Annotated in this window: 12 protein-coding genes; 4 read left to right on the top strand and 8 right to left on the bottom strand. The window is 72.9% G+C overall.

Going from position 1 to position 18,428, the window contains the following annotated elements:
* Nucleotides 1-91 precede the first annotated feature (91 nt).
* Nucleotides 92-1,081 (bottom strand): PrsW family intramembrane metalloprotease, encoded by a 990-nt coding sequence (locus BS83_RS21590; protein ID WP_084713813.1) that lies wholly within the window; start codon nucleotides 1,079-1,081, stop codon nucleotides 92-94.
* Nucleotides 1,082-1,192: 111 nt separating this feature from the next.
* On the opposite strand from BS83_RS21590, the gene BS83_RS21585 reads away from it, so the two are divergent.
* Nucleotides 1,193-2,413, top strand: a complete 1,221-nt coding sequence (locus tag BS83_RS21585) for a PP2C family protein-serine/threonine phosphatase (RefSeq protein ID WP_157597269.1) — start codon at nucleotides 1,193-1,195, stop codon at nucleotides 2,411-2,413.
* A gap of 131 nt (nucleotides 2,414-2,544) precedes the next feature.
* Here the strand turns inward: BS83_RS21585 and BS83_RS21580 are convergent, their stop codons facing one another.
* On the bottom strand, nucleotides 2,545-4,197 hold the full coding sequence (locus BS83_RS21580) for an alkaline phosphatase family protein (protein ID WP_037605262.1): 1,653 nt from the start codon (nucleotides 4,195-4,197) through the stop codon (nucleotides 2,545-2,547).
* Between the two features lie 287 nt (nucleotides 4,198-4,484).
* Here BS83_RS21580 and BS83_RS21575 point away from each other — a divergent pair, with 287 nt between their 5' ends.
* Together BS83_RS21575 and BS83_RS21570 are read left to right on the top strand one after the other, a co-directional pair.
* Nucleotides 4,485-4,754: a GlsB/YeaQ/YmgE family stress response membrane protein gene (locus tag BS83_RS21575; RefSeq protein ID WP_037605261.1), complete on the top strand. Its 270-nt coding sequence runs from the start codon at nucleotides 4,485-4,487 to the stop codon at nucleotides 4,752-4,754.
* Nucleotides 4,755-4,851: 97 nt separating this feature from the next.
* Nucleotides 4,852-5,871, top strand: a complete 1,020-nt coding sequence (locus tag BS83_RS21570; RefSeq protein ID WP_037605260.1) for a hypothetical protein — start codon at nucleotides 4,852-4,854, stop codon at nucleotides 5,869-5,871.
* Nucleotides 5,872-5,875: 4 nt separating this feature from the next.
* Here the strand turns inward: BS83_RS21570 and BS83_RS45605 are convergent, their stop codons facing one another.
* Both BS83_RS45605 and BS83_RS21560 read right to left on the bottom strand, forming a co-directional pair.
* A complete protein-coding gene (locus BS83_RS45605; RefSeq protein ID WP_037605259.1) occupies nucleotides 5,876-6,088 on the bottom strand; it encodes a hypothetical protein in 213 nt (70 codons plus the stop codon).
* A 69-nt stretch (nucleotides 6,089-6,157) separates the two neighbouring features.
* Entirely contained in the window at nucleotides 6,158-7,129 is a 972-nt protein-coding gene (locus BS83_RS21560; RefSeq protein WP_037609587.1) for an aldo/keto reductase, read from the bottom strand.
* 103 nt (nucleotides 7,130-7,232) lie between these two features.
* On the opposite strand from BS83_RS21560, the gene BS83_RS21555 reads away from it, so the two are divergent.
* Nucleotides 7,233-7,667, top strand: coding sequence for a MarR family winged helix-turn-helix transcriptional regulator (locus tag BS83_RS21555; RefSeq protein ID WP_037605258.1), 435 nt, complete (start codon nucleotides 7,233-7,235; stop codon nucleotides 7,665-7,667).
* A 21-nt stretch (nucleotides 7,668-7,688) separates the two neighbouring features.
* Here the strand turns inward: BS83_RS21555 and BS83_RS21550 are convergent, their stop codons facing one another.
* The 4 genes from BS83_RS21550 to BS83_RS21535 form a co-directional block, all read right to left on the bottom strand.
* On the bottom strand, nucleotides 7,689-9,059 hold the full coding sequence (locus tag BS83_RS21550) for a M1 family metallopeptidase (protein ID WP_408641024.1): 1,371 nt from the start codon (nucleotides 9,057-9,059) through the stop codon (nucleotides 7,689-7,691).
* A 109-nt stretch (nucleotides 9,060-9,168) separates the two neighbouring features.
* Nucleotides 9,169-13,272 (bottom strand): Pls/PosA family non-ribosomal peptide synthetase, encoded by a 4,104-nt coding sequence (locus BS83_RS21545; RefSeq protein ID WP_037605257.1) that lies wholly within the window; start codon nucleotides 13,270-13,272, stop codon nucleotides 9,169-9,171.
* A 111-nt stretch (nucleotides 13,273-13,383) separates the two neighbouring features.
* On the bottom strand, nucleotides 13,384-17,412 hold the full coding sequence (gene hrpA, locus BS83_RS21540) for an ATP-dependent RNA helicase HrpA (RefSeq protein ID WP_037605256.1): 4,029 nt from the start codon (nucleotides 17,410-17,412) through the stop codon (nucleotides 13,384-13,386).
* 496 nt (nucleotides 17,413-17,908) lie between these two features.
* Nucleotides 17,909-18,388, bottom strand: coding sequence for a GNAT family N-acetyltransferase (locus BS83_RS21535; RefSeq protein WP_051943531.1), 480 nt, complete (start codon nucleotides 18,386-18,388; stop codon nucleotides 17,909-17,911).
* Between the last annotated feature and the right edge of the window lie 40 nt (nucleotides 18,389-18,428).

The raw sequence follows: 18,428 nt of genomic DNA, 5'->3' as shown, positions 1-18,428 counted from the left end.
AAGTGACCTACGCCACCGTAGGTAACCCTTGACGAGGGTGAGATGAACCACTTTCAGCTGCGGGAATACGCCCGCGGCCGTCACACGGCCGTCAGGTGGGCGGCTGGTACCAGCGCTGGTGCGGGTGCAGTTCGGGTCGCGGCTTCTGCCGCCGCCGCGGCGGCGGCAGCTGGCCGTCCCTGCGGGCCTGCTGCACCAGCAGCCAGAGCCAGCCCAGGCCTACGGCGGCCACCAGGACCAGGCCCGTCGTCGAGAAGACGGCGAAGAGCACGACCTGGTTGTGGGTCGGTCTGGGGAGGTAGCCGAAGTCGAAGATCCGCTTCTGCCAGTTGCTCTCGGTGATGCGGCCGACGACCCAGGCGGCGATCCCGTGCGAGCTGTCCCAGAGCGCGTGCAGCGCGGAGACGCCGAGGAAGGTCCCGATCACGTGCCAGTTGAGCACGAAGCGGTCACCGCGCCGTTCGCGGAAGAGCACCGCGCCCAGGATCGCCGTCCACAGGCCGTGCCCGACCGGGGCCAGCACGCCGCGCAGGATCTCGGTGGAGACCAGGTCCCGCAGGGAGATCCCGTGCACCGTCAGCACCGCGTTGAACGCGTAGCCCGCGCTCTCGAACGCGGCGAAGCCGAAGCCCACGGTCGCGCCCAGGACCAGGCCGTGCCGCACGCCCGCGTGCGGGATCCTGCGGGTCAGCAGGATCAGCGCCCAGGCCTTGACCGCCTCCTCGATCAGGCCGACGCCGACGTAGATCCAGATGGAGGAGTCGAGCAGGAAGTACTCCAGCAGCGAGGCCCCCAGCACCCCGATGATGCCGCCGACGGCGAAGCAGGCCACGATCCGGTCGGTGCCGAGATCCTGGCCGTAGCGCTCGTGGGCCCAGACGACGAAGCTGCCGGGCACCAGGAAGCTGCCGAGCAGCACGATCGTCGGCACCAGGTTGGAGTTGTTCGTCCAGTAGGTCACCAGCACGGCCGCGATCCAGAGCGCGAGGCCGCCGAAGAAGCAGGTGCGCCATCGGTGGGTGAGCGGGGCCCGGCCGCCGCCCCGCCCGGCGGGCGGGGGTGAGGCGGCCGTTGCGGACATGGTGGGACCTCTCGCCGGACGTGCGTCCCACCCTTTTTGTCATACTTTCCCGGCCTCTGCAGAGCAGCTCCAGACGTGTCCCTTACCTGGGGTTCGGCTAGATTCGGGACTGTGACGAGCACCCGGCCGGCGGAGGACCCGGGAGCTTCCGCGCCCTCGGTGGGCCGGCCGCTCGACGACGGTGCGGCGCTGCTCCGGGCCCCGTTGTGGCAGCGACTGCTGCCGATCGGCGCCGCGATGATCGTGGTCTGCCTGGCGGACATGGTCGCGGGTCGGGACACCTATCTGGGTGCGCTGATGTCGGTGGTCCCGCCGCTGGCGGCGCTGATGCTCTTTCCGCTGGAGGTGATCATCAGCAGCTCCGTCGGCCTGGTGCTGATGGTGCTGCTCACCCGCTGGGACGGGCTGGGCGACCTGCAGTCGCACCGGCTCTTCCAGGGCACCCTGATCGCCTACGGGGCGCTGACCCTGGCGGCGGTCCTCATCTCCCATTTCCGGATCCTGCGCACCCGGCACCTGGTGGCGGTGCGGACGGTCGCCGAGGCCGCGCAGCTCGCGCTGCTGCCGCCCCCGGAGCCGCAGGTCGGACCGGTCCGGCTGGCCGCGCGCTACGTCTCCGCCGCCGACCTGGCCCAGATCGGCGGTGACCTCTACGCCGTGCTGGACACCCCGTTCGGCGTCAGGGCGCTCATCGGCGACGTGCGCGGCAAAGGCCTCCCGGCCGTGCGGACCGCCGCGCTGGTGCTCGGCGCGTACCGCGAGGCGGCCTACGACGAGCCGGAGCTCACCGGCGTCGCGGCACGACTGGAACGCAGCGTCGCCCGGCACGCGGCGTCGGGCGAGTTCACCACGGCGCTGCTGGTGCAGTTCGGCGCGGCGGAGGAGACGATCGAGCTGGTCCACTGCGGCCACGTCCCGCCGCTGCTCGTGCCGTCGGTCGGCGAGGCGGCGACGCTGGACCCGCCGGACCCCTGGGTTCCGCTGGGTCTCGCCCACTTGGCGGCCGGCGGCCCGCAGTCCTGGACGGTCGGCTTCACGGCGGGGGACGTGCTGCTGCTCTGCACCGACGGCGTCATCGAGGCCCGCGGACCCGAGGGTGACTTCTACCCCTTGGCGCAGCGGGCCCCCGGGCTGCTGCGCGCGGCGGACGGTGACCTCGACGTCGGTCTCGCCGCGCTCCACGCCGACCTCACGAGCCACGCGGGCGGCACCCTCCGCGACGACGTGGCCATGATGCTGCTGGCCTGGGACCGCCCCCCGCCGCTCGAAGCCGCGGCCCCGGCCGAGGCGTCGCGGGCCGACGCGCGGGCCGTGACGGACCGTCGCTCCTGAGCGGGGGCGTCGCAGCACGTTGCCATCAGGCCCCGCAGGAACGGGCGGAGCCCGGACCGGGATCGGTCCGGGCTCCGCCGTCGGGCGCCGTGCGCTCGTGGCGCGGCCTTGGGTCCTGCGGGTCTGCTGGGTCAGCGGACCGGGAGGACCTGGGTGCCCTCCTTGTGGACGGCGGTCAGGTCGGCCGGGTCGAGGCCGAGCAGGGCCAGGATGGTCGGCGCGATCTGCTTGGTCTGCACCGGCGCGTTGTCGATGACCTGGTCCGGCACGTTGGCGCCGCTGATGACCAGCGGGACGTTCAGGTCGTCCGCGTGGCCGCCGCCGTGCTCGGCGACCTTGCCGGTGCCGCCCGTGTAGACGACGCCGTACTGGGCGACGCCGAAGACGTCGGGCACGCGGGCGTCACCCTTCTTGACGCCGAAGAACTGGGCCGCCTCGGCGCCCGCGTAGACCTTCGTCAGGCCGGAGTGGGTGAACGGCTTGGCGGCCTTGTCGATGTCCGTGCCGGTGCCGCTCTGCGCGAGCAGGTAGTTCTTGGCGAAGTCCGCCGCCGCCTGCGAGTGGTCGTTCAGCCAGAGCAGCACCGCGTCGTCGTCCACGGCGTGCGCGACCAGCGCGCCCGCGCCCGGGTGGGCCTTGGCCCAGGCGGCGTTGAGGCCGTCCAGCAGCGGGCCGTCGTCGATCCGGTTGAGCGCCTTCGGGTCGCTGGGCGACTGGCCGTGCTTGGCGGACAGGATGATGGTGGTCGACCTGTCCAGGTGACGCTCGCGCAGCTCCGCCGTGAGCCGGCCGAGCTGTGCGTCGACGAAGTCCAGGTTCTTGGCGAGCAGCGGGCCGGGCACGTTCTTGGAGACGTAGCCGCCCTGCAGGCCGTCGGAGGACGGCAGCTTCTCGGCGGTGGAGACCGCCTGGAAGTTCATGCCGAAGATCGCCGGCGTGCCGACCCTGTCGGTGCGCTGGTGGTTGTAGCCGTCGATCTCGTTGAGGACGGCCTGCACCTTGTAGGTGTCGTACTGCTCGGTGGCCTTGTTGTCCTTGGTCCAGTCGTCGCCCGCCGCGTAGCCGAGCGCGTCGGAGTTGATCTCCGGCGTGAACAGGTCGTCGATGCCGGTGCCGCTCGGGCCGTTGAGGATGTCGTACGCGGCGTGCTTGTCCGACCAGGCGGTGCGCAGACCGGCCTTCTTGGCCACCTCGAAGATGGTGTTCGTCTGCAGGTAGGAGTGCGGGTAGACCGGCTTGCAGGTCTGCGGGTCGACCGGCAGCTTGGCCGGGTTGAGCAGCTTCTGCGGCGCGCCGGTCATCTGCAGGATCGAGCCCGGCAGGTTCTTCAGGCCCTGGCCGGCGTCGATGCTGGCCTGGTTCTTGTCCAGGTCCTCGGTGAAGTCGATCTCCACGCCGGGCTTGGCGCCCTTGCAGTTCGTGGTGCCGGCCGGCAGCAGCTTGTCGTTCCAGGTGTCGTCGTAGTAGACGCCGGTGGTGCCCGGGCCGCCACCGGTGACCTGGGCGACCATGCCGGGGAAGCTGTCCGAGGGGTTGGTGGTGCTCGCGTGGGTGTACTCGGCGCCGCCGTGCACGAGCTGGGCCAGCGTCGACTTCGGGTGCTGGGCGACGTACCACTCCAGGTCGGTCTGGTGCAGACCGTCGACGGAGATCAGCAGCACGTGGCGCTGGTCGTGCGCGGGGGAGGCCTTGAGGGGAGAAGCCGCGGCCTGGGCGAAGAACGCCCCGCCGATCAGTCCTGTGGAGCCGAGCAGAGCGGCCAGGCGAAGGGTGCGTCGGGTCACGGTTTTCTCCTCGTTGCGAGCTGATGCGTGGTCGGTGCAGCAGTGCCCGCGACATGAGTAGTGGTCCTGGGTGACACCCGTACGGCCGGAGGTTGAACGTGCGGCGACGACGGACTTCTCTTACCAGCCGCCTACCGAGGGCAATTCGGGACGATGGTGGTCCACACCACCCGTTCGGCCCCGCCGACGTGCGGGGCCGCCATGACCGGCCGATTCTGGGGCCACGCCGCACGGCCTGACGCAAGGCCCGTCAGACGGCCCGGCACGCGCGGCCCAGGGAGGCAGGGATGTTCCAAATCATCTGGATCGTGATCGTCGGTGCGGTGCTCGGCGTCCTGGCCAAGATGCTGCTGCCCGGCAAGCAGGCGATCCCCTTCTGGTTGACCGTCCTCCTGGGCATGGGCGGCGCCTGGCTGGGCAACGCCGTGGCCGGCTGGATCGGCGTCCGGCACACCAGCGGCATCGACTGGATCCGCCACCTGCTGCAGCTGGCCGGGGCTCTGGTGCTCGTCGGCGGCGGTGCGTCGTTCTGGGCGGGCGTGCGCCACAAGGACTGAACGCACGTCATACCCGCCGTGACCGGGCCGGGGTCGGCGCGAGCGGCTGTGACGCCCCGACGACGGCTGATGTTCCCGGCCCGCCTATGCTGACGCGATGGCAGCCCTCGATCCGTATCCCGCCCACCCCCTGGGGCGCAGCACAGCGCGCGACGCGTGGCTGTGCGGCATGCTGCTGCTGACGCTCGGTTCGCTGGTCGGGGCGGTGGCCGTGGCACCGGCGGCGGGCTCGCGCGCGGGCGCCGGGCTGGGCGCGCTGCTGTTCGTCGGCTCCTCCGTGCACGTCGCCAGCAGCGCCTGGTTCTGCACGGTCCCCGAGGTGCGCCGCTTCATGGCGGCCCGGTGCGGACGCTACGTCGTGGCGCCGCTCGCGCTGGTCGTGGGGATGGCGGTGCTCGGCGCCCTGGTTCCGGCGAAGCCGTTCACCCTGCTGCTGCTCGCGTTCTTCGCCTGGCAGTTCTTCCACTTCCAGAAGCAGAACCTGGGCCTGGCCGCCCTCGCCTCCGCCGCGTACGGCGCGGGCTCGCTGCGGCGCGGCGAGCGGGCGGCGATCATCGCGGCGGGCCTGTCGGGCACGGCCGGGCTGCTCTGCCGTCCCGCCCTGCTCCAGCTCTCCGGCCCCGTCCCGCACCTGGGCGGGCTCTTCCCCGTGGCGGCTGCCCTCTTCGCGCTCGCCGTCGGCTTCGGAGCCACGCAGTTGCTCCGGCGACCGGGCGCCGAGCGCCCCTGGCAGGTGGCGACACTGTACGGCGCGGCGCTCGGGTTCTTCCTGCCGGTCTTCCTCTTCGACTCGCCCTACGCGGCGGTGGCGGGACTGACCATGGCTCACGGCCTGCAGTACCTGCTGATGATGGGCATGGTCGCGGGCGGCGGCGCGGGGGCGCGGATGCCGCGGTTCATCTCGCTGGCGCTGCTGCTCAACATCGCCCTGCTGTTGGGTCTGGTGCTGAACCTGGCCTCCCACCTGCACGACGGAGGCCCCGCGGAGCGGTCGCTCTACGGGGCCTATCTCGGCGCGGTGATGGCGCACTTCGTCGTCGACGCCGGACTGTGGCGGCTGCGGGACGAGTTCCCCCGCGGCTTCCTGCGCGAGCGCCTGCCGTACCTGTTGCGGTGAGGCCTCAGCCGCCGCCGCAGCCGCCGACGGCACTGGCGGACGCGCCGAGGAACAGCACGAGCCCGACCGCGAGTCCGGCGAGCATCAGCAGGGACAGCAGCACCGCGAGGGCTGTCCGGTTGACCCGCTTGGGCGGCCGTCCGCCGGTCACGGGCGGCGCCGGCGGCCAGGGCGGCGGCGGTGGGGCCTGGTCGGTCCAGTACGCGTCGGTGGTCATACCCCTTCGACGTGGCTGACGCCCCGTCGGTTCCTTCCGTCGCAGGCGGCAGCCGCCCGCCGGCAGGCGTCAGTAGCGGTCGCCGGTGGGGGCCGGGAGGGCGTCGAGGTCGGCGAGGTCCGCGGTGGTGAGGGTCAGGGCGGCGGCTCCCGCGTTGTCGGCCAGGTACTTCGGGGTCTTGGTGCCGGGGATCGGGACGACGTAGCGGCCCTGGGCCAGCACCCAGGCGAGGGCGACCTGGGCCGGGGTGGCGCCGTGGCGGTCGGCGACGGTCCGGACGGTGTCCACGAGCGCCTGGTTCGCGGCCAGCGCGTCCGCCTGGAAGCGCGGGAGCGTCGAACGCCAGTCGTCGGCGGGCAGGTCGGCGGCGTTCGCGAAGCGGCCGGCGAGGAAGCCGCGGCCGAGCGGGGAGAAGGGGAGGAAGGCGATGCCCTGGCTCTCGCAGTAGGGGAGGACCTCGGCCAGGGCGTCGCGGGTCCAGAGCGAGAGCTCGGACTGGACCGAGGCGACCGGGTGCACCGCCTGGGCGCGCTTGATCTCGTCGACGCCCACCTCGGACAGGCCGATGCGGAGCGCCTTCCCGGCGGCGACCGCCTCCGCGAGCGCGCCCCAGGTCTCCTCGATCGGCACCTCGGGGTCCACCCGGTGCAACTGGTACAGGTCCACGCGGTCGGTGTCGAGGCGGCGCAGGCTGGCGTCGATCGCGGCGCGGACGTGCTCGGGGCGACCGTTGCGCAGCAGCCCTGAGGCGCCCGCCCCGAGGCCGGTCTCCGGCAGTTGCAGGCCGACCTTGGTGGCCAGCACGGCCCGCTCGCGGTGGCCGCCCGCGAGGGCCCGGCCGACCAGCTCCTCGTTGACGAACGGGCCGTAGACGTCAGCGGTGTCGATGAGGGTGACCCCGAGGTCCAGGGCCTGCCGGATCACCGCGACGGAGGCGTCGTCGTCGCGCGCGGCCGGGTCGTAGGCGTGGGACATCCCCATGCAGCCCAGGCCGACGACGCCCACGGCGGGACCGTCGGTGCCGAGTGTGGTGGTGCGCATGCTCATCGTGGTGCGTCCCCTCGTCTGCTGCCGTTGCCACCGTGCGGTGCTTGATGATCAAGGATAGTTGAGCTGCTCAAGTTGCGGGCCGTAAACTCGGGTCATGAGCACCAGCAAGTCGGCGTTGATGGACGTGATCGCGGCGGTCGGCGGCGCGTACTACCAGGACTTCGCCGCCGTCGCGGCCCGGCACGGGCTGACTCCCGTCCAGGCCAAGGTGCTGGGCGCCGTCGTCCGCGCGCCGCAGCCGATGCGGGCGCTGGCCGAGCAGCTGGTCTGCGACGCCTCCAACGTGACCGGCATCGTGGACCGACTGGAGGCGCGCGAGCTGGTCCGCAGGGAGCCGGGGCCGCAGGACCGTCGGATCAAGATCGTCACGGCTACCGAGCAGGGTCGGTCCGCGATCGCCGCGGTCCGCGAGGACATGCAGACCGTCCATGACGCACTGGACCGGCTCGACGAGGACGAGCGGGACCGGCTGCACGACATCCTGCAGAAGCTGCTTCCCGAGCTGAGCCGGGCGGGCGTTCGGGCCTGACCGGCTGGAGCCCGGGCGCGGTCAGCGGGCCGGGAACGGGGGCAGTTGCGTGTCGTGGAGCCAGGCCTGGAACAGCCGGTCCAGCGGGACGAGTGCATAGCGGTTGACGTGCGCGACGAAGGCGTCGGTGCTGACCACGCCGTGGCGGTTCAGCCGGGTCCAGTCGCGCAGCATCCGGAAGAAGGTCTCGTCGCCCAGCGCCACCCGCAGGCTGTGCACCGTGACGCCGCCGCGCTGGTAGAGGCGGTCGTCGAACATCAGCCGACGACCGGGGTCCGCCAGCCGCAGATCCTGCGGGAGCGCGGAGAGCAGCTGGTACGACTTGGCCGCCCGCTCGGCGGCGGTGGCCCCGCCGGAACGCTCCGACCAGAGCCACTCCGCGTACTTCGCGAAGCCCTCGTTCAGCCAGATCTGCCGCCAGTCCGCCACGGTGAGGCTGTTGCCGAACCACTGGTGCGCCAGCTCGTGGGCGATCATCCGCTCGGAGTCCCAGCCCGAGACCAGGTGGTTGGTGCCGAAGGTGGCCATCGCCTGCGCCTCGACCGGCACGTCCAGCTCCTCGTCGACGACGACCGCGGTGTACTCGTCGAAGGGGTAGGGCCCGAAGAGCTCCTGGAACACGCGCATGATCTCCGGCTGTCTCGCGAAGGCAGCCTCGAAGGCGGGCATGAGCCGGGGCGGCGCCCAGCCGGTCTGCGGCACCCCCTCCGTCGCGGGGTCGTCCAGCCGGACGTCCTGGAGCGGGCCCACCGCCAGGCCGACCAGGTAGCTGGAGGTCGGTGCGGCCTGCTCGTAGACCCAGGTCGTGCTGCTCGACCGCACGGTGCGGGTGAGCAGGCGGCCCCCGAGGACCACCGCGTAGGAGGAGGGCGTGGTCAGCGAGACCTGGTAGGCCGCCTTGTCCGACGGGCGGTCGTTGCAGGGATACCAGGACGGCGCCCCGACCGGCTGGCTGGCGACCAGCGCGCCGTCGGTCAGCTCTTCCCAGCCCAGGCCGCCCCACGGGCTGCGCACCGGCTTCGGGTTGCCGGTCCAGTGCACCTCGACGGTGAACGCGGCGCCGGGCGCGAGCGCCTTCGCCGGGCGGACGCGCAGCTTGCCGGCCCGGTGGGCGTAGTGCGGGGCGCGGCCGTCGACCAGCACCCGTCCGATGCGGAAGGGCGCGGCCAGGTCCAGTGTGAACTCGGTGAGCGGGGCGCCGCCTGCGGTCACTATGGCGCTGATCCTGGCCGTGCCCGCCAGCCGGTTCGGGCCTGGGCGGTAGTCGAGTGCGAGCTCGTAGCGGTGGACGTGATGGCGCGGGTCGCCACTGGTGGGGAAGTACGGGTCGGGGGCGGGCAGCGCGCCGGCGCCGGTGACGGTCCGTCGCTGCGGGGCCTGCTGGGGACTCACCGGTGTTCCGCTCCCTGCGCCGTGCGTGCTTCTGTGCCTGCCGTGCGGTGCCGCCTCGGGCCGGACCGCGTCCGGCCCGGCCGGGCTCGGCGCAGGCCGGACGTCGACGTCAGTCCTGCCATGCCTCGATCGGGTTGCCGAGCCAGCGGGTGTCCGCCGGAACGGTCTCGCCGCCCATGACCAGCGAAGCCGGTCCGAGCGTCGTGCGCGCGCCGACCCGGCTGCCGGGGAGCACGATGCCACCCGGGCCGAGGGTGGCACCCTCGTCGAGAGTCACAGTATCCATGCGCATGATCCGGTCGTGGAAGAGGTGCGTCTGCAACACACAGCCCCGGTTCACGCTGACGCCGTCACCCAGGGTGACCAGGTCGGACTCGGGGAGCCAGTAGCTCTCGCACCACACACCACGGCCGACCCGCACGCCCAGGCCGCGCAGCCACAGGTTCTGCACCGGCGTGCCGGGGACCGAGCCGACCAGCCACGGCACGGCCAGCACCTCGACGAAGGTGTCGGCCAGCTCGTTGCGCCACACGAAGCCGCTCCACAGCGGGTGGTCCACCGCGCGGAAGCGGCCGACCAGCAGCCATTTGGCGGCCACGGCCAGCAGCGCCGCGACCGTGCCGGCGCCGAGCAGCACCAGGCCGGACAGCCAGACCGCGCCCGCCTCCCAGAGCGCGCACAGCGCCGCGCCGGTGAGGGCGGCGAGTGCGGCGGAGCAGAAGACCGGCACGAGTCGGCAGAGCTCAACCAGGCCGCGCGCCCACAGCAGGCGGGCCGGCGGGTCGTAGGTGAGACCCTCGTCGCCCTTCTCGGCCGCGCGGGGCAGCTTCACCGGGGGCAGACCGAGGTAGGAGGAGCCCTTCTTGGCCTTCTTCGGCGTCGCCGACAGCACTCCGACCAGGCCGCCCTCCGGCACCGAACGGCCGGGACCGGTCATGCCCGAGTTGCCGAGGAAGGCGCGGCGGCCGATCTCGGCGCGGCCGATGCGGAGCCAGCCGCCGCCCAGCTCGTAGGGGGCGGTCAGGGTGTCGTCGGCCAGGAAGGCGCCCTCGCCCACGGTGGTCAGGCTCGGCAGGGCCAGGACGGTGGAGACCTCCGCGCCGCGGCCCACCTTCATGCCCAGCAGTCGCAGCCAGACCGGGGTGACCAGACCGGCGTACAGCGGGAAGAGGGTCTCCCTGGCCGCGTCCATCAGCTGGCTGACGGTCCACGCCTGCCAGCCGATCCTGCTGTGCACGGGGTGGAAGCCGGTGCGCAGGCCGATGCTGAGCAGCCGCACCGAGGCCAGCACCAGCAGCGCGTAGGCCGCGCCGTAGGCGAGCGAGGCGGGGACGACGGCGATCAGCACGCCGCGCAGTGCCGTGGCCAGGTCCGCGGTCGGCGGCACGAACTGTGACGCGACCAGCACCGCGGGCACGGCGGCCAGCAGCGGGAGCAGGGTCAGGAACCCGCCGCTCGTGCCGTAGGCGGCGGCCCAGCGCAGGTGCCGCCGCGGCCGCTGCTTGGGCCAGGCGCGGTCGGCTTTGCCGATCTTGACGGCGGGGACGCCGCCCCAGCGCTGGCCGGTCGGGATCAGCCCGGCGACGCCGGAGCCCGGGACCACCTCCGCCCGCTTGCCGACCCGGGAGCCCGGGAAGAGCACCGTGCGGGTGCCCACCACGGCCTGCGAGCCGACCTTGATCGCGCCGATCTCCAGCCGGTCCCCGTCCAGCCACCAGCCGGAGAGGTCGACCTCGGACTCGACGGCGCAGCCGCGCCCGAGCTTGAGCAGCCCGGTGACCGGCGGCAGCGAGTGCAGGTCCACCTCGGACGCGATCCGCGCGCCGAGCGCCCGGCCGTAGCGGACCAGCCAGGAGCCGGTCAGCGAGCTCGCGCCGCTCAGCTCGGCCAGCCGTTCGGCCGTCCACAGCCGCAGGTGCACGCTGCCGCCGCGCGGGTAGCGGCCGGGCCCCACGCCGCGCAGCAGCAACCGGGCTCCACCGGCCGCGATCGCGATGCGTCCGGGCGGGCTGAACAGCACCAGCGCGACCGCGCCGATCAGCCACCAGGACGCCGTCGGCGCCCAGGGATAGGCCCCGAACCAGCGCAGCACGTTGCCGAGCGCCAGCAGGCCGACCGTCCACCGCAGCCCGACCAGCGTGAACAGCGGAACCAGCAGCGTTGTCTGGATCGTCTGGGCGCGCCGCGGCGTCGGGGCGATCTCCCGCCGCCTGCCGCCGACCTGCGCCGAGCGGTCGAGCAGCTTGGCCTGCTTGCGCAGCGTCGGGTACGCGTAGACGTCGAGCACGGCGACGGAGGGGTAGCGCTCGCGCAGCAGCGTCGCCAGTCGGGCGGCGGCGAGACTGCCGCCGCCGATGGCGAAGAAGTCGTCCTGCGAGTCGGTCACCGGCACGCCGAGGATCTCGGTCCACCGCTCGGCCAGCCACGCCTCGGTGCCCTCGAAGCGGGGGGCGGCCTCGTCCGGCTCGCTGTTCGGCAGCGGCCAGGGCAGCGCGTTGCGGTCGACCTTGCCGGAGGTGCGCGTCGGCAGGTCGTCCACGACGGCGAGGACCGGCACCAGCGCGGCCGGCAGCTCCTTGCGGAGCCGCTCGACGGCGTCGCCCCGGTCCCAGTCGGGTCCGACGACCAGATAGCCGACCAGCAGCTGGTTGCCTCCCGGCGCGGTGCGCACGGCGGCGGCCGCACCGGCGACGCCGGGCAGTGCCTGCAGCGCGGCGTCGACCTCGCCCAGCTCGATGCGGCGGCCGCCCAGCTTGACCTGCTCGTCGGCACGGCCGAGGAAGACCAGCCCCTCCGCGTCGGCCCGGACCAGGTCGCCGCTGCGGTAGGCGCGCTCCCAGCCCAGGGACGGCAGCGGGGCGTACTTCTCCGCGTCCTTGGCCGGGTCCAGGTAACGGGCCAGGCCGAGGCCGCCGATGACCAGCTGTCCGCTGCCGCCCAGTGCCACCGGCTGCTCGGCGTCGTCGACGACGGCGAGCTCCCAGCCGTTCAGCGGCAGCCCGATCCTGACCGGCTGCGAGCCGTCCATCAGCGCGGCGCAGGCGACGACGGTGGCCTCGGTCGGACCGTAGGTGTTCCACACCTCGCGGCCCTCGGTCACCAGCCGCTGCGCCAGCTCGGGCGGGCAGGCCTCGCCGCCGAAGATCAGCAGGCGCACCTCGCTCAGCGCGTCGGCGGGCCAGAGCGAGGCCAGCGTCGGCACCGTGGAGACGACCGTGATCTCCTGGTCCACCAGCCACGGGCCGAGGTCCGCGCCGCTGCGCACCTGGGAGCGCGGGACCGGGACCAGGCAGGCGCCGTGCCGCCAGGCCAGCCACATCTCCTCGCAGGAGGCGTCGAAGGCGACGGAGAGCCCGGCCATGACCCGGTCGCCGGGGCCGATCGGTTCCTCCTGGAGGAAGAGCGCGGCCTCGGCGTCCACGAAGGCCGCGGCGCTGCGGTGGGTGACCGCGACGCCCTTGGGCTTGCCGGTGGAGCCGGAGGTGAAGATGATCCAGGCGTCGTGCTCGGGCGTGGGACGCGTGCCCACCCCGCCCGTCTGGGCCGCGCCGGATCCGGCCGCCCTGGGCGGGGACTTGAGCGGCGACCTGGGCGGCGTGGTCGGCAGGGCCGACTGGGGGAAGGCGGGCGCGGGCGGGGTGGAACCGGCGACCGTCGACACGGCGGCCATCCGCACTGTGGCCGACGGACCGTCAGCCGACGACATCTCCGCCGCCGACCCCTTCGCCGCCGACACCTTCCCCGGCGACACCTCCGCCGCCGAGACGGTGGCGGACGCGACGGGGTGACGCGGCGTCAGCGCCAGACCGGCGCCCAGGACGGCCCGGACGCTCGCCTCGCCGAAGACCAACTCGGCACGCTCGTCCGGATCCTCCGCGTCGACCGGGACGTAGGCGGCGCCGGCGGCGAGCACGGCGAGGATGCCGACGTAGAGCTCGTTCGTCCCCGAGGGGACACGCACCCCCACCCGGTCGCCCGGTCGGACGCCCGCTGCGGCCAGTCGTCGCCGCTGCGCCTCCACGGCGGCTGCCAGCGCGCGGTAGCTCAGCTGGGTGCGGCCGTCGTCCAGCGCGGGCTCGTTCGGGTGCGCCCGAACGGTGGCGTCCAGCAGGTCCACCAGCGTGCGCGGCGGCGCGCCCGTGCCCGCGGTGAACAGCGCGGGCCCCTCACCGGGTGCGGGCTGAGCGGGCTGAGCGGTGGTGGCGATGGTCATCGGCCCTCGTCCCTTGTCGACAAGGGGATCCAGTTTACCGAACGAAGGTTCCGATACCCGGCAACCGCGACGATTGCCCCAGCGCCGCGCTGCCCGTCGCCGAGCCCCGGCCTACTGCAGCAGCGCCTCGATCGCCCGCAGGATCCGCTGCTCGGAGATCGAGTACGGGGTGCCCAGGGGCTGCGCCCAGAGGCTGACCCGCAGCTCCTCGATCATCCATCGGATCTGCTGCACGCCCTCCTCGTCCCTGCGCTCGGGCGGTAGCTCGGCGAGGAGCTCGGCCCTGGCGTCCTGCATCCGGATGATCGCGCTGGTGCGGTCCCGGTCGCGGATCGGGTCGTCCTGCAGCTTGACCAGACGGCGCTCGACCGCCTTGAGGTAGCGCTGCAGGTCGGGCAGGCGACGCACTCCCGTCTCCGTCACGAAGCCCGGATGCACCAGCTCCTTGAGCTGGGCTCGGACGTCGGTCAGGCCGGTCAGCAGGGCGAGGCTGTTGCCGATGCCCTTGAGCCGCTCCTGTACCCGGTGGTGCACGGCCAGCACGTTCGCGGTCCGGATCACCGCCTCCGCGGTCGTGTCGTACAGCTCCCCGCGGACGTGGTCGCGCAGCTTCGCGTAGTCCTCGCCGTCCCAGGCCGGGCCGCCCGCGTCCGCGATCAGCTTGTCCGCGGCGGCCGTGAGACAGTCGGCGAAGAGCGCCTCCGTGCTGCCGTGCGGGTTGGCGGCCAGCGCCAGCTTCGCGCCGTTGCCGAGCCGCGACTGGATCGAGTTGACCGGCGAGTTGACGCCGAGCAGCAGCAGTCGCCGCGTGCCCGCCGCCATCGCGCGCTGCTGCTCGTGCGGGGTGTCGAGCAACTGCACCGAGACCGAGTCGCCGTCGTCGACCAGCGCCGGGTAGCCCTTGACGGTCTGCGCGCCGCGCTTCTGCTCGAAGGTGTGCGGCAGCTCGCCGATGGTCCAGTCCGTGAGGCCGCGCTTCTCCAGCCCGCCGGCCGCCTTGGCGATGGCCTGCTGGGTGCGGGACTTCAGCTCCAGCTTGAGCCGGTCCAGGTTCTTCGCCTCGGCCAGCTTGCGGCCGCGCTCGTCCTCGACCCTGAAGGTGATTCGCAGATGGTCGGGGACCGCGTCGGGGTTCCAGTTGTCGCGGGGGACCGGGATGCCGCGCAGGTGGTGCAGCTGCCACTCCAGGATCTCGACCAGTGGCTTGTCGTCGGCCTCGGGATCCCGCTTGGCCAGCGTGTGCATCAGCCGCCTGGCGTAGTCGGGAGCCGGCACGAAGTTGCGGCGCAGCGCCTTGGGCAGCGAGCGGATCAGGGCGGTGACCAGCTCTTCGCGCAGCCCGGGGATCTGCCAGTCGAAGCCGGCCGGGCGTACCTGGTTGAGCAGGGTGAGCGGAATGTGGACGGTGACGCCGTCCTGCTCGGTCCCCGGCTCGAACTGGTAGGTCAGCGGCAGTTCGAGATCGCCCTGACGCCAGACGGAGGGGTAGTCCCGCTCGGTGACCGCCTCGGCCCCGTCGTTGACCAGCAGCTCCGGGGTGAAGGTGAGCAGCTCGGGCCTGGCCCGGTGGGTCTTCTTCCACCAGCTGTCGAAGTGTGCGCCGGAGACGACCTCTTGCCCTACCCGCTGGTCGTAGAAGTCGAAGAGGGTCTCCTCGTCCACCAGGATGTCCCGGCGGCGGGCGCGGTTCTCCAGCTCCTCGACCTCGTCGAGGAGCTTGCGGTTGTCGTGGAAGAAGCGGTGGTGCGTACGCCACTCGCCCTCGACCAGCGCGCGCCGGATGAACAGCTCACGGGAGAGCTCGGGGTCGATGGAGCCGTAGCCGACCTTGCGTCCGGCGACGAGCGTCAGCCCGTAGAGGGTGACCCGTTCGAAGGCCACGACCTGGCCCCGGTCCTTCTCCCAGTGCGGCTCGCTGTAGGTGCGTTTGACCAGGTGGGACGCCAGCTGCTCGATCCACTGCGGTTCGACCTTGGCGGCGATCCTGGCCCAGAGCCTGGAGGTCTCCACCAGCTCGGCCGCCATCACCCAGGCGGGCGTCTTCTTGAACAGCGCGGAGCCGGGGAACACGGCGAACTTGGCGCCGCGCGCACCGAAGTACTCCTGCTTCTCGGCGTCCTTGGAGCCCACGTGCGAGAGCAGCCCGGCCAGCAGCGAGCGGTGCACCGCGTCGCCGTCGACCTCGTCGGGCATGTGCGGCTCGCCCAGGTTCACGTCGAGCGACTTGGCGACCTGCCGCAGCTGCGCGTCGATGTCCTGCCATTCGCGGATGCGCAGGTAGTTCAGGAACTCGGCCTTGCAGGTGCGTCGGAACTGGCTGCTGCTGAGCGCCTTCTGCTGCTGCTTCAGATAGCGCCAGAGGTTGAGGTAGGTGAGGAAGTCCGAGGTCGGGTCGGTGAAGCGGGCGTGCAGCTGGTCCGCGTGGGCGCGCTTCTCGACCGGCCGCTCGCGCGGGTCCTGGATGGAGAGCGCGGCGGCGATGACCATGACCTCGCGGATGACGCCGTGCTGCTCGGCCTCCAGCACCATCCGGGCGAGCCGAGGGTCGACCGGCAACTGGGCGAGCTTGCGGCCTATCGGCGTCAGCCGCATCTGCCGTCCCTGGGCGGGGGCGCCGGCCTCCAGCGCGTGCAGCTCCTGGAGCAGGTCGACGCCGTCCTTGATGTTGCGGCGGTCCGGCGGCTCAAGGAACGGGAAGGCGGTGATGTCGCCGAGCCCGGCGGCCGTCATCTGCAGGATGACCGAGGCGAGATTGGTGCGCAGGATCTCCGGGTCGGTGAACTCCGGGCGGCCGAGGAAGTCATCCTCGGAGTAGAGCCGGATGCAGATGCCGTCGCTGGTGCGGCCGCAACGGCCCTTGCGCTGGTTGGCGCTGGCCTGCGAGACCGCCTCGATGGGCAGGCGCTGGACCTTCGTGCGATGGCTGTAGCGGGAGATGCGCGCGGTGCCGGGATCGATGACGTACCGGATGCCGGGGACGGTGAGGGAGGTCTCGGCGACGTTGGTGGCCAGCACGATCCGGCGGCCGGAGTGCGGCTGGAAGACGCGGTGCTGCTCGGCGGAGGAGAGCCGGGCGTAGAGCGGGACGACCTCGGTGAACTTCAGCTTCTGCTTCTCGAGCGCCTCGGCGGTGTCGCGGATCTCGCGCTCCCCGGAGAGGAAGACGAGGATGTCGCCCTGCCCCTCCCGGCCGAGCTCGTCCACGGCGTCGCAGATCGCCTGTACCTGGTCGCGGTCCCGGTCGATGTCCGCGCCGGGATCGTCCTCGTCGCCGTCCTCGATGATGGGGCGGTAGCGGACCTCGACGGGGTAGGTCCGGCCGGAGACCTCGATGATCGGCGCGTTCTCACCGGACGTCGGATCGGCGAAGTGATGGGCGAAGCGCTCGGGGTCGATGGTCGCGGAGGTGATCACGACCTTGAGGTCGGGGCGCTTGGGCAGCAGCTGCTTCAGGTAGCCGAGGATGAAGTCGATGTTGAGGCTGCGCTCGTGGGCCTCGTCGATGATCAGCGTGTCGTACTGGCGGAGCAGCCGGTCGTTCTGGATCTCGGCGAGCAGGATGCCGTCGGTCATCACCTTCACGGCGGTCCGCTCGCTCACCTGGTCGGTGAAGCGGACCTTCCAGCCGACGGTGTCGCCGAGCTCGGTGCCGAGCTCCTCCGCGACGCGTTCGGCGACGGTGCGGGCGGCGATCCTGCGGGGCTGGGTGTGCCCGATCAGGCCGCGGACGCCGCGCCCGAGCTCCAGGCACATCTTGGGAATCTGCGTGGTCTTGCCGGAGCCGGTCTCACCGGCGATGATCACGACCTGGTGGTCCCTGATCGCCGCGAGGATGTCGTCCTTGCGGGCGCTGACCGGCAGCCCCTCGGGATACACCGGGGTCGGCACCGACGCCCGCCGGTCCTCCAGCCGCAGCTCGGCGGCCTCGACCTCGGCGGTGATCGCGGCGAGCGCGCGTTCGCGCTTCTCCGGCTCACGCACCTTCCGCAGGCCTTCGAGTCTGCGCCCGAGGCGCTCCTCGTCACGGAGCGAGAGCGCACTCAGCCGTGCGGCGAGTGCCCCGACGGGCCCGGAGGCGACGGCGCGGGGCGCGGAGCGCGGACGGCGAGAGGTGGCGGTGTTCTGCGGCTGGGTTCCCATTGCGCAGACAAGCGTACGCAAGAGGGGACCTGCCTTGTCGAACCGTTATCCGGGACGGACACCCGAGGCGGCGCGGGGGCGATGCCGGGGCGGCGGCGGACGGGCGCCCGGGAGGCCCGGGGGCGGTGCCGGGGCGGCCTGGGCCGGACCGCCGGACCGGCGCGGGGAGGTGCCGGGGCGAAGGGGAGACGGACGCCTGGGAGGCCCGGGAGAGGTGCCGGGGCGGCCCGGGACGGACCTCCGGACCGGCGCGGGGGAGGTGCCGGGGCGGTGGGGCGGCCGGTGCGACCGGGCGGGGCGGCCGTCGGCGCGCCGGGGGCGGCTCGCGAGCCCGCGCCTTTCCAGCGCGCTCCGCGCTCAGGGACCGGACCGTTGTGCCCGGATTCTCGCGGGGCCCACACCGGTCGGGTCGGTGGGAGGACCGGGCGACCCGCCCGCGCGGCTGCGGGGTCCACCGGCGGGGATGACGCGGCCGCCGTTCTCGTCGGCGGCGCGGTCAGCCGAGGGCGCGGGTCAGGCGGAAGTGGGTCATGCCGTCCGGGGGCGGGACCGGTACACGGGTGAAGCCGCAGCGGAGGAGGACCGCCTGGGAGGCGGTGTTGTCGCGGATGGTGCGGGCGGTCACCGCGCGGACGTCGGGGGAGTCCAGGGCGAGGGCGGCGAGGGCGCGGACCGCCTCCGTGGCGTAGCCCGCCCCGCGTGCGGCGGGTGCGAGTTCGTAGCCGAGCTCGACCTCCCCGGCCGGTCCAGGGGGCCCGTGGAAGCCGATGCCGCCGAGGGCCCGCTCGTCCGCCGTACGGACGATCACGTACAGGCCCCAGGGCGGCTGGTACCACTCCACCTCCGCCGCGCGGGCGGCGATGCCGGCGAGCTCCCAGACGCCGGGCCCCGGCGCGTCCGTGATCCAGTCGAACGCGGAGGGGTCGAACGGCGGAGCGGCGAGGCAGAGCCGCAGGCGGGGTGTGGTGAGGAGCACGCGCCGACTATGCCACCGAGTGGGCCCGCCCGCCGCTCAG

Source organism: Streptacidiphilus rugosus AM-16 (assembly GCF_000744655.1).
Taxonomy (GTDB): Bacteria; Actinomycetota; Actinomycetes; order Streptomycetales; family Streptomycetaceae; genus Streptacidiphilus; species Streptacidiphilus rugosus.
This window is presented reverse-complemented; position numbering and strand designations above follow the sequence as displayed.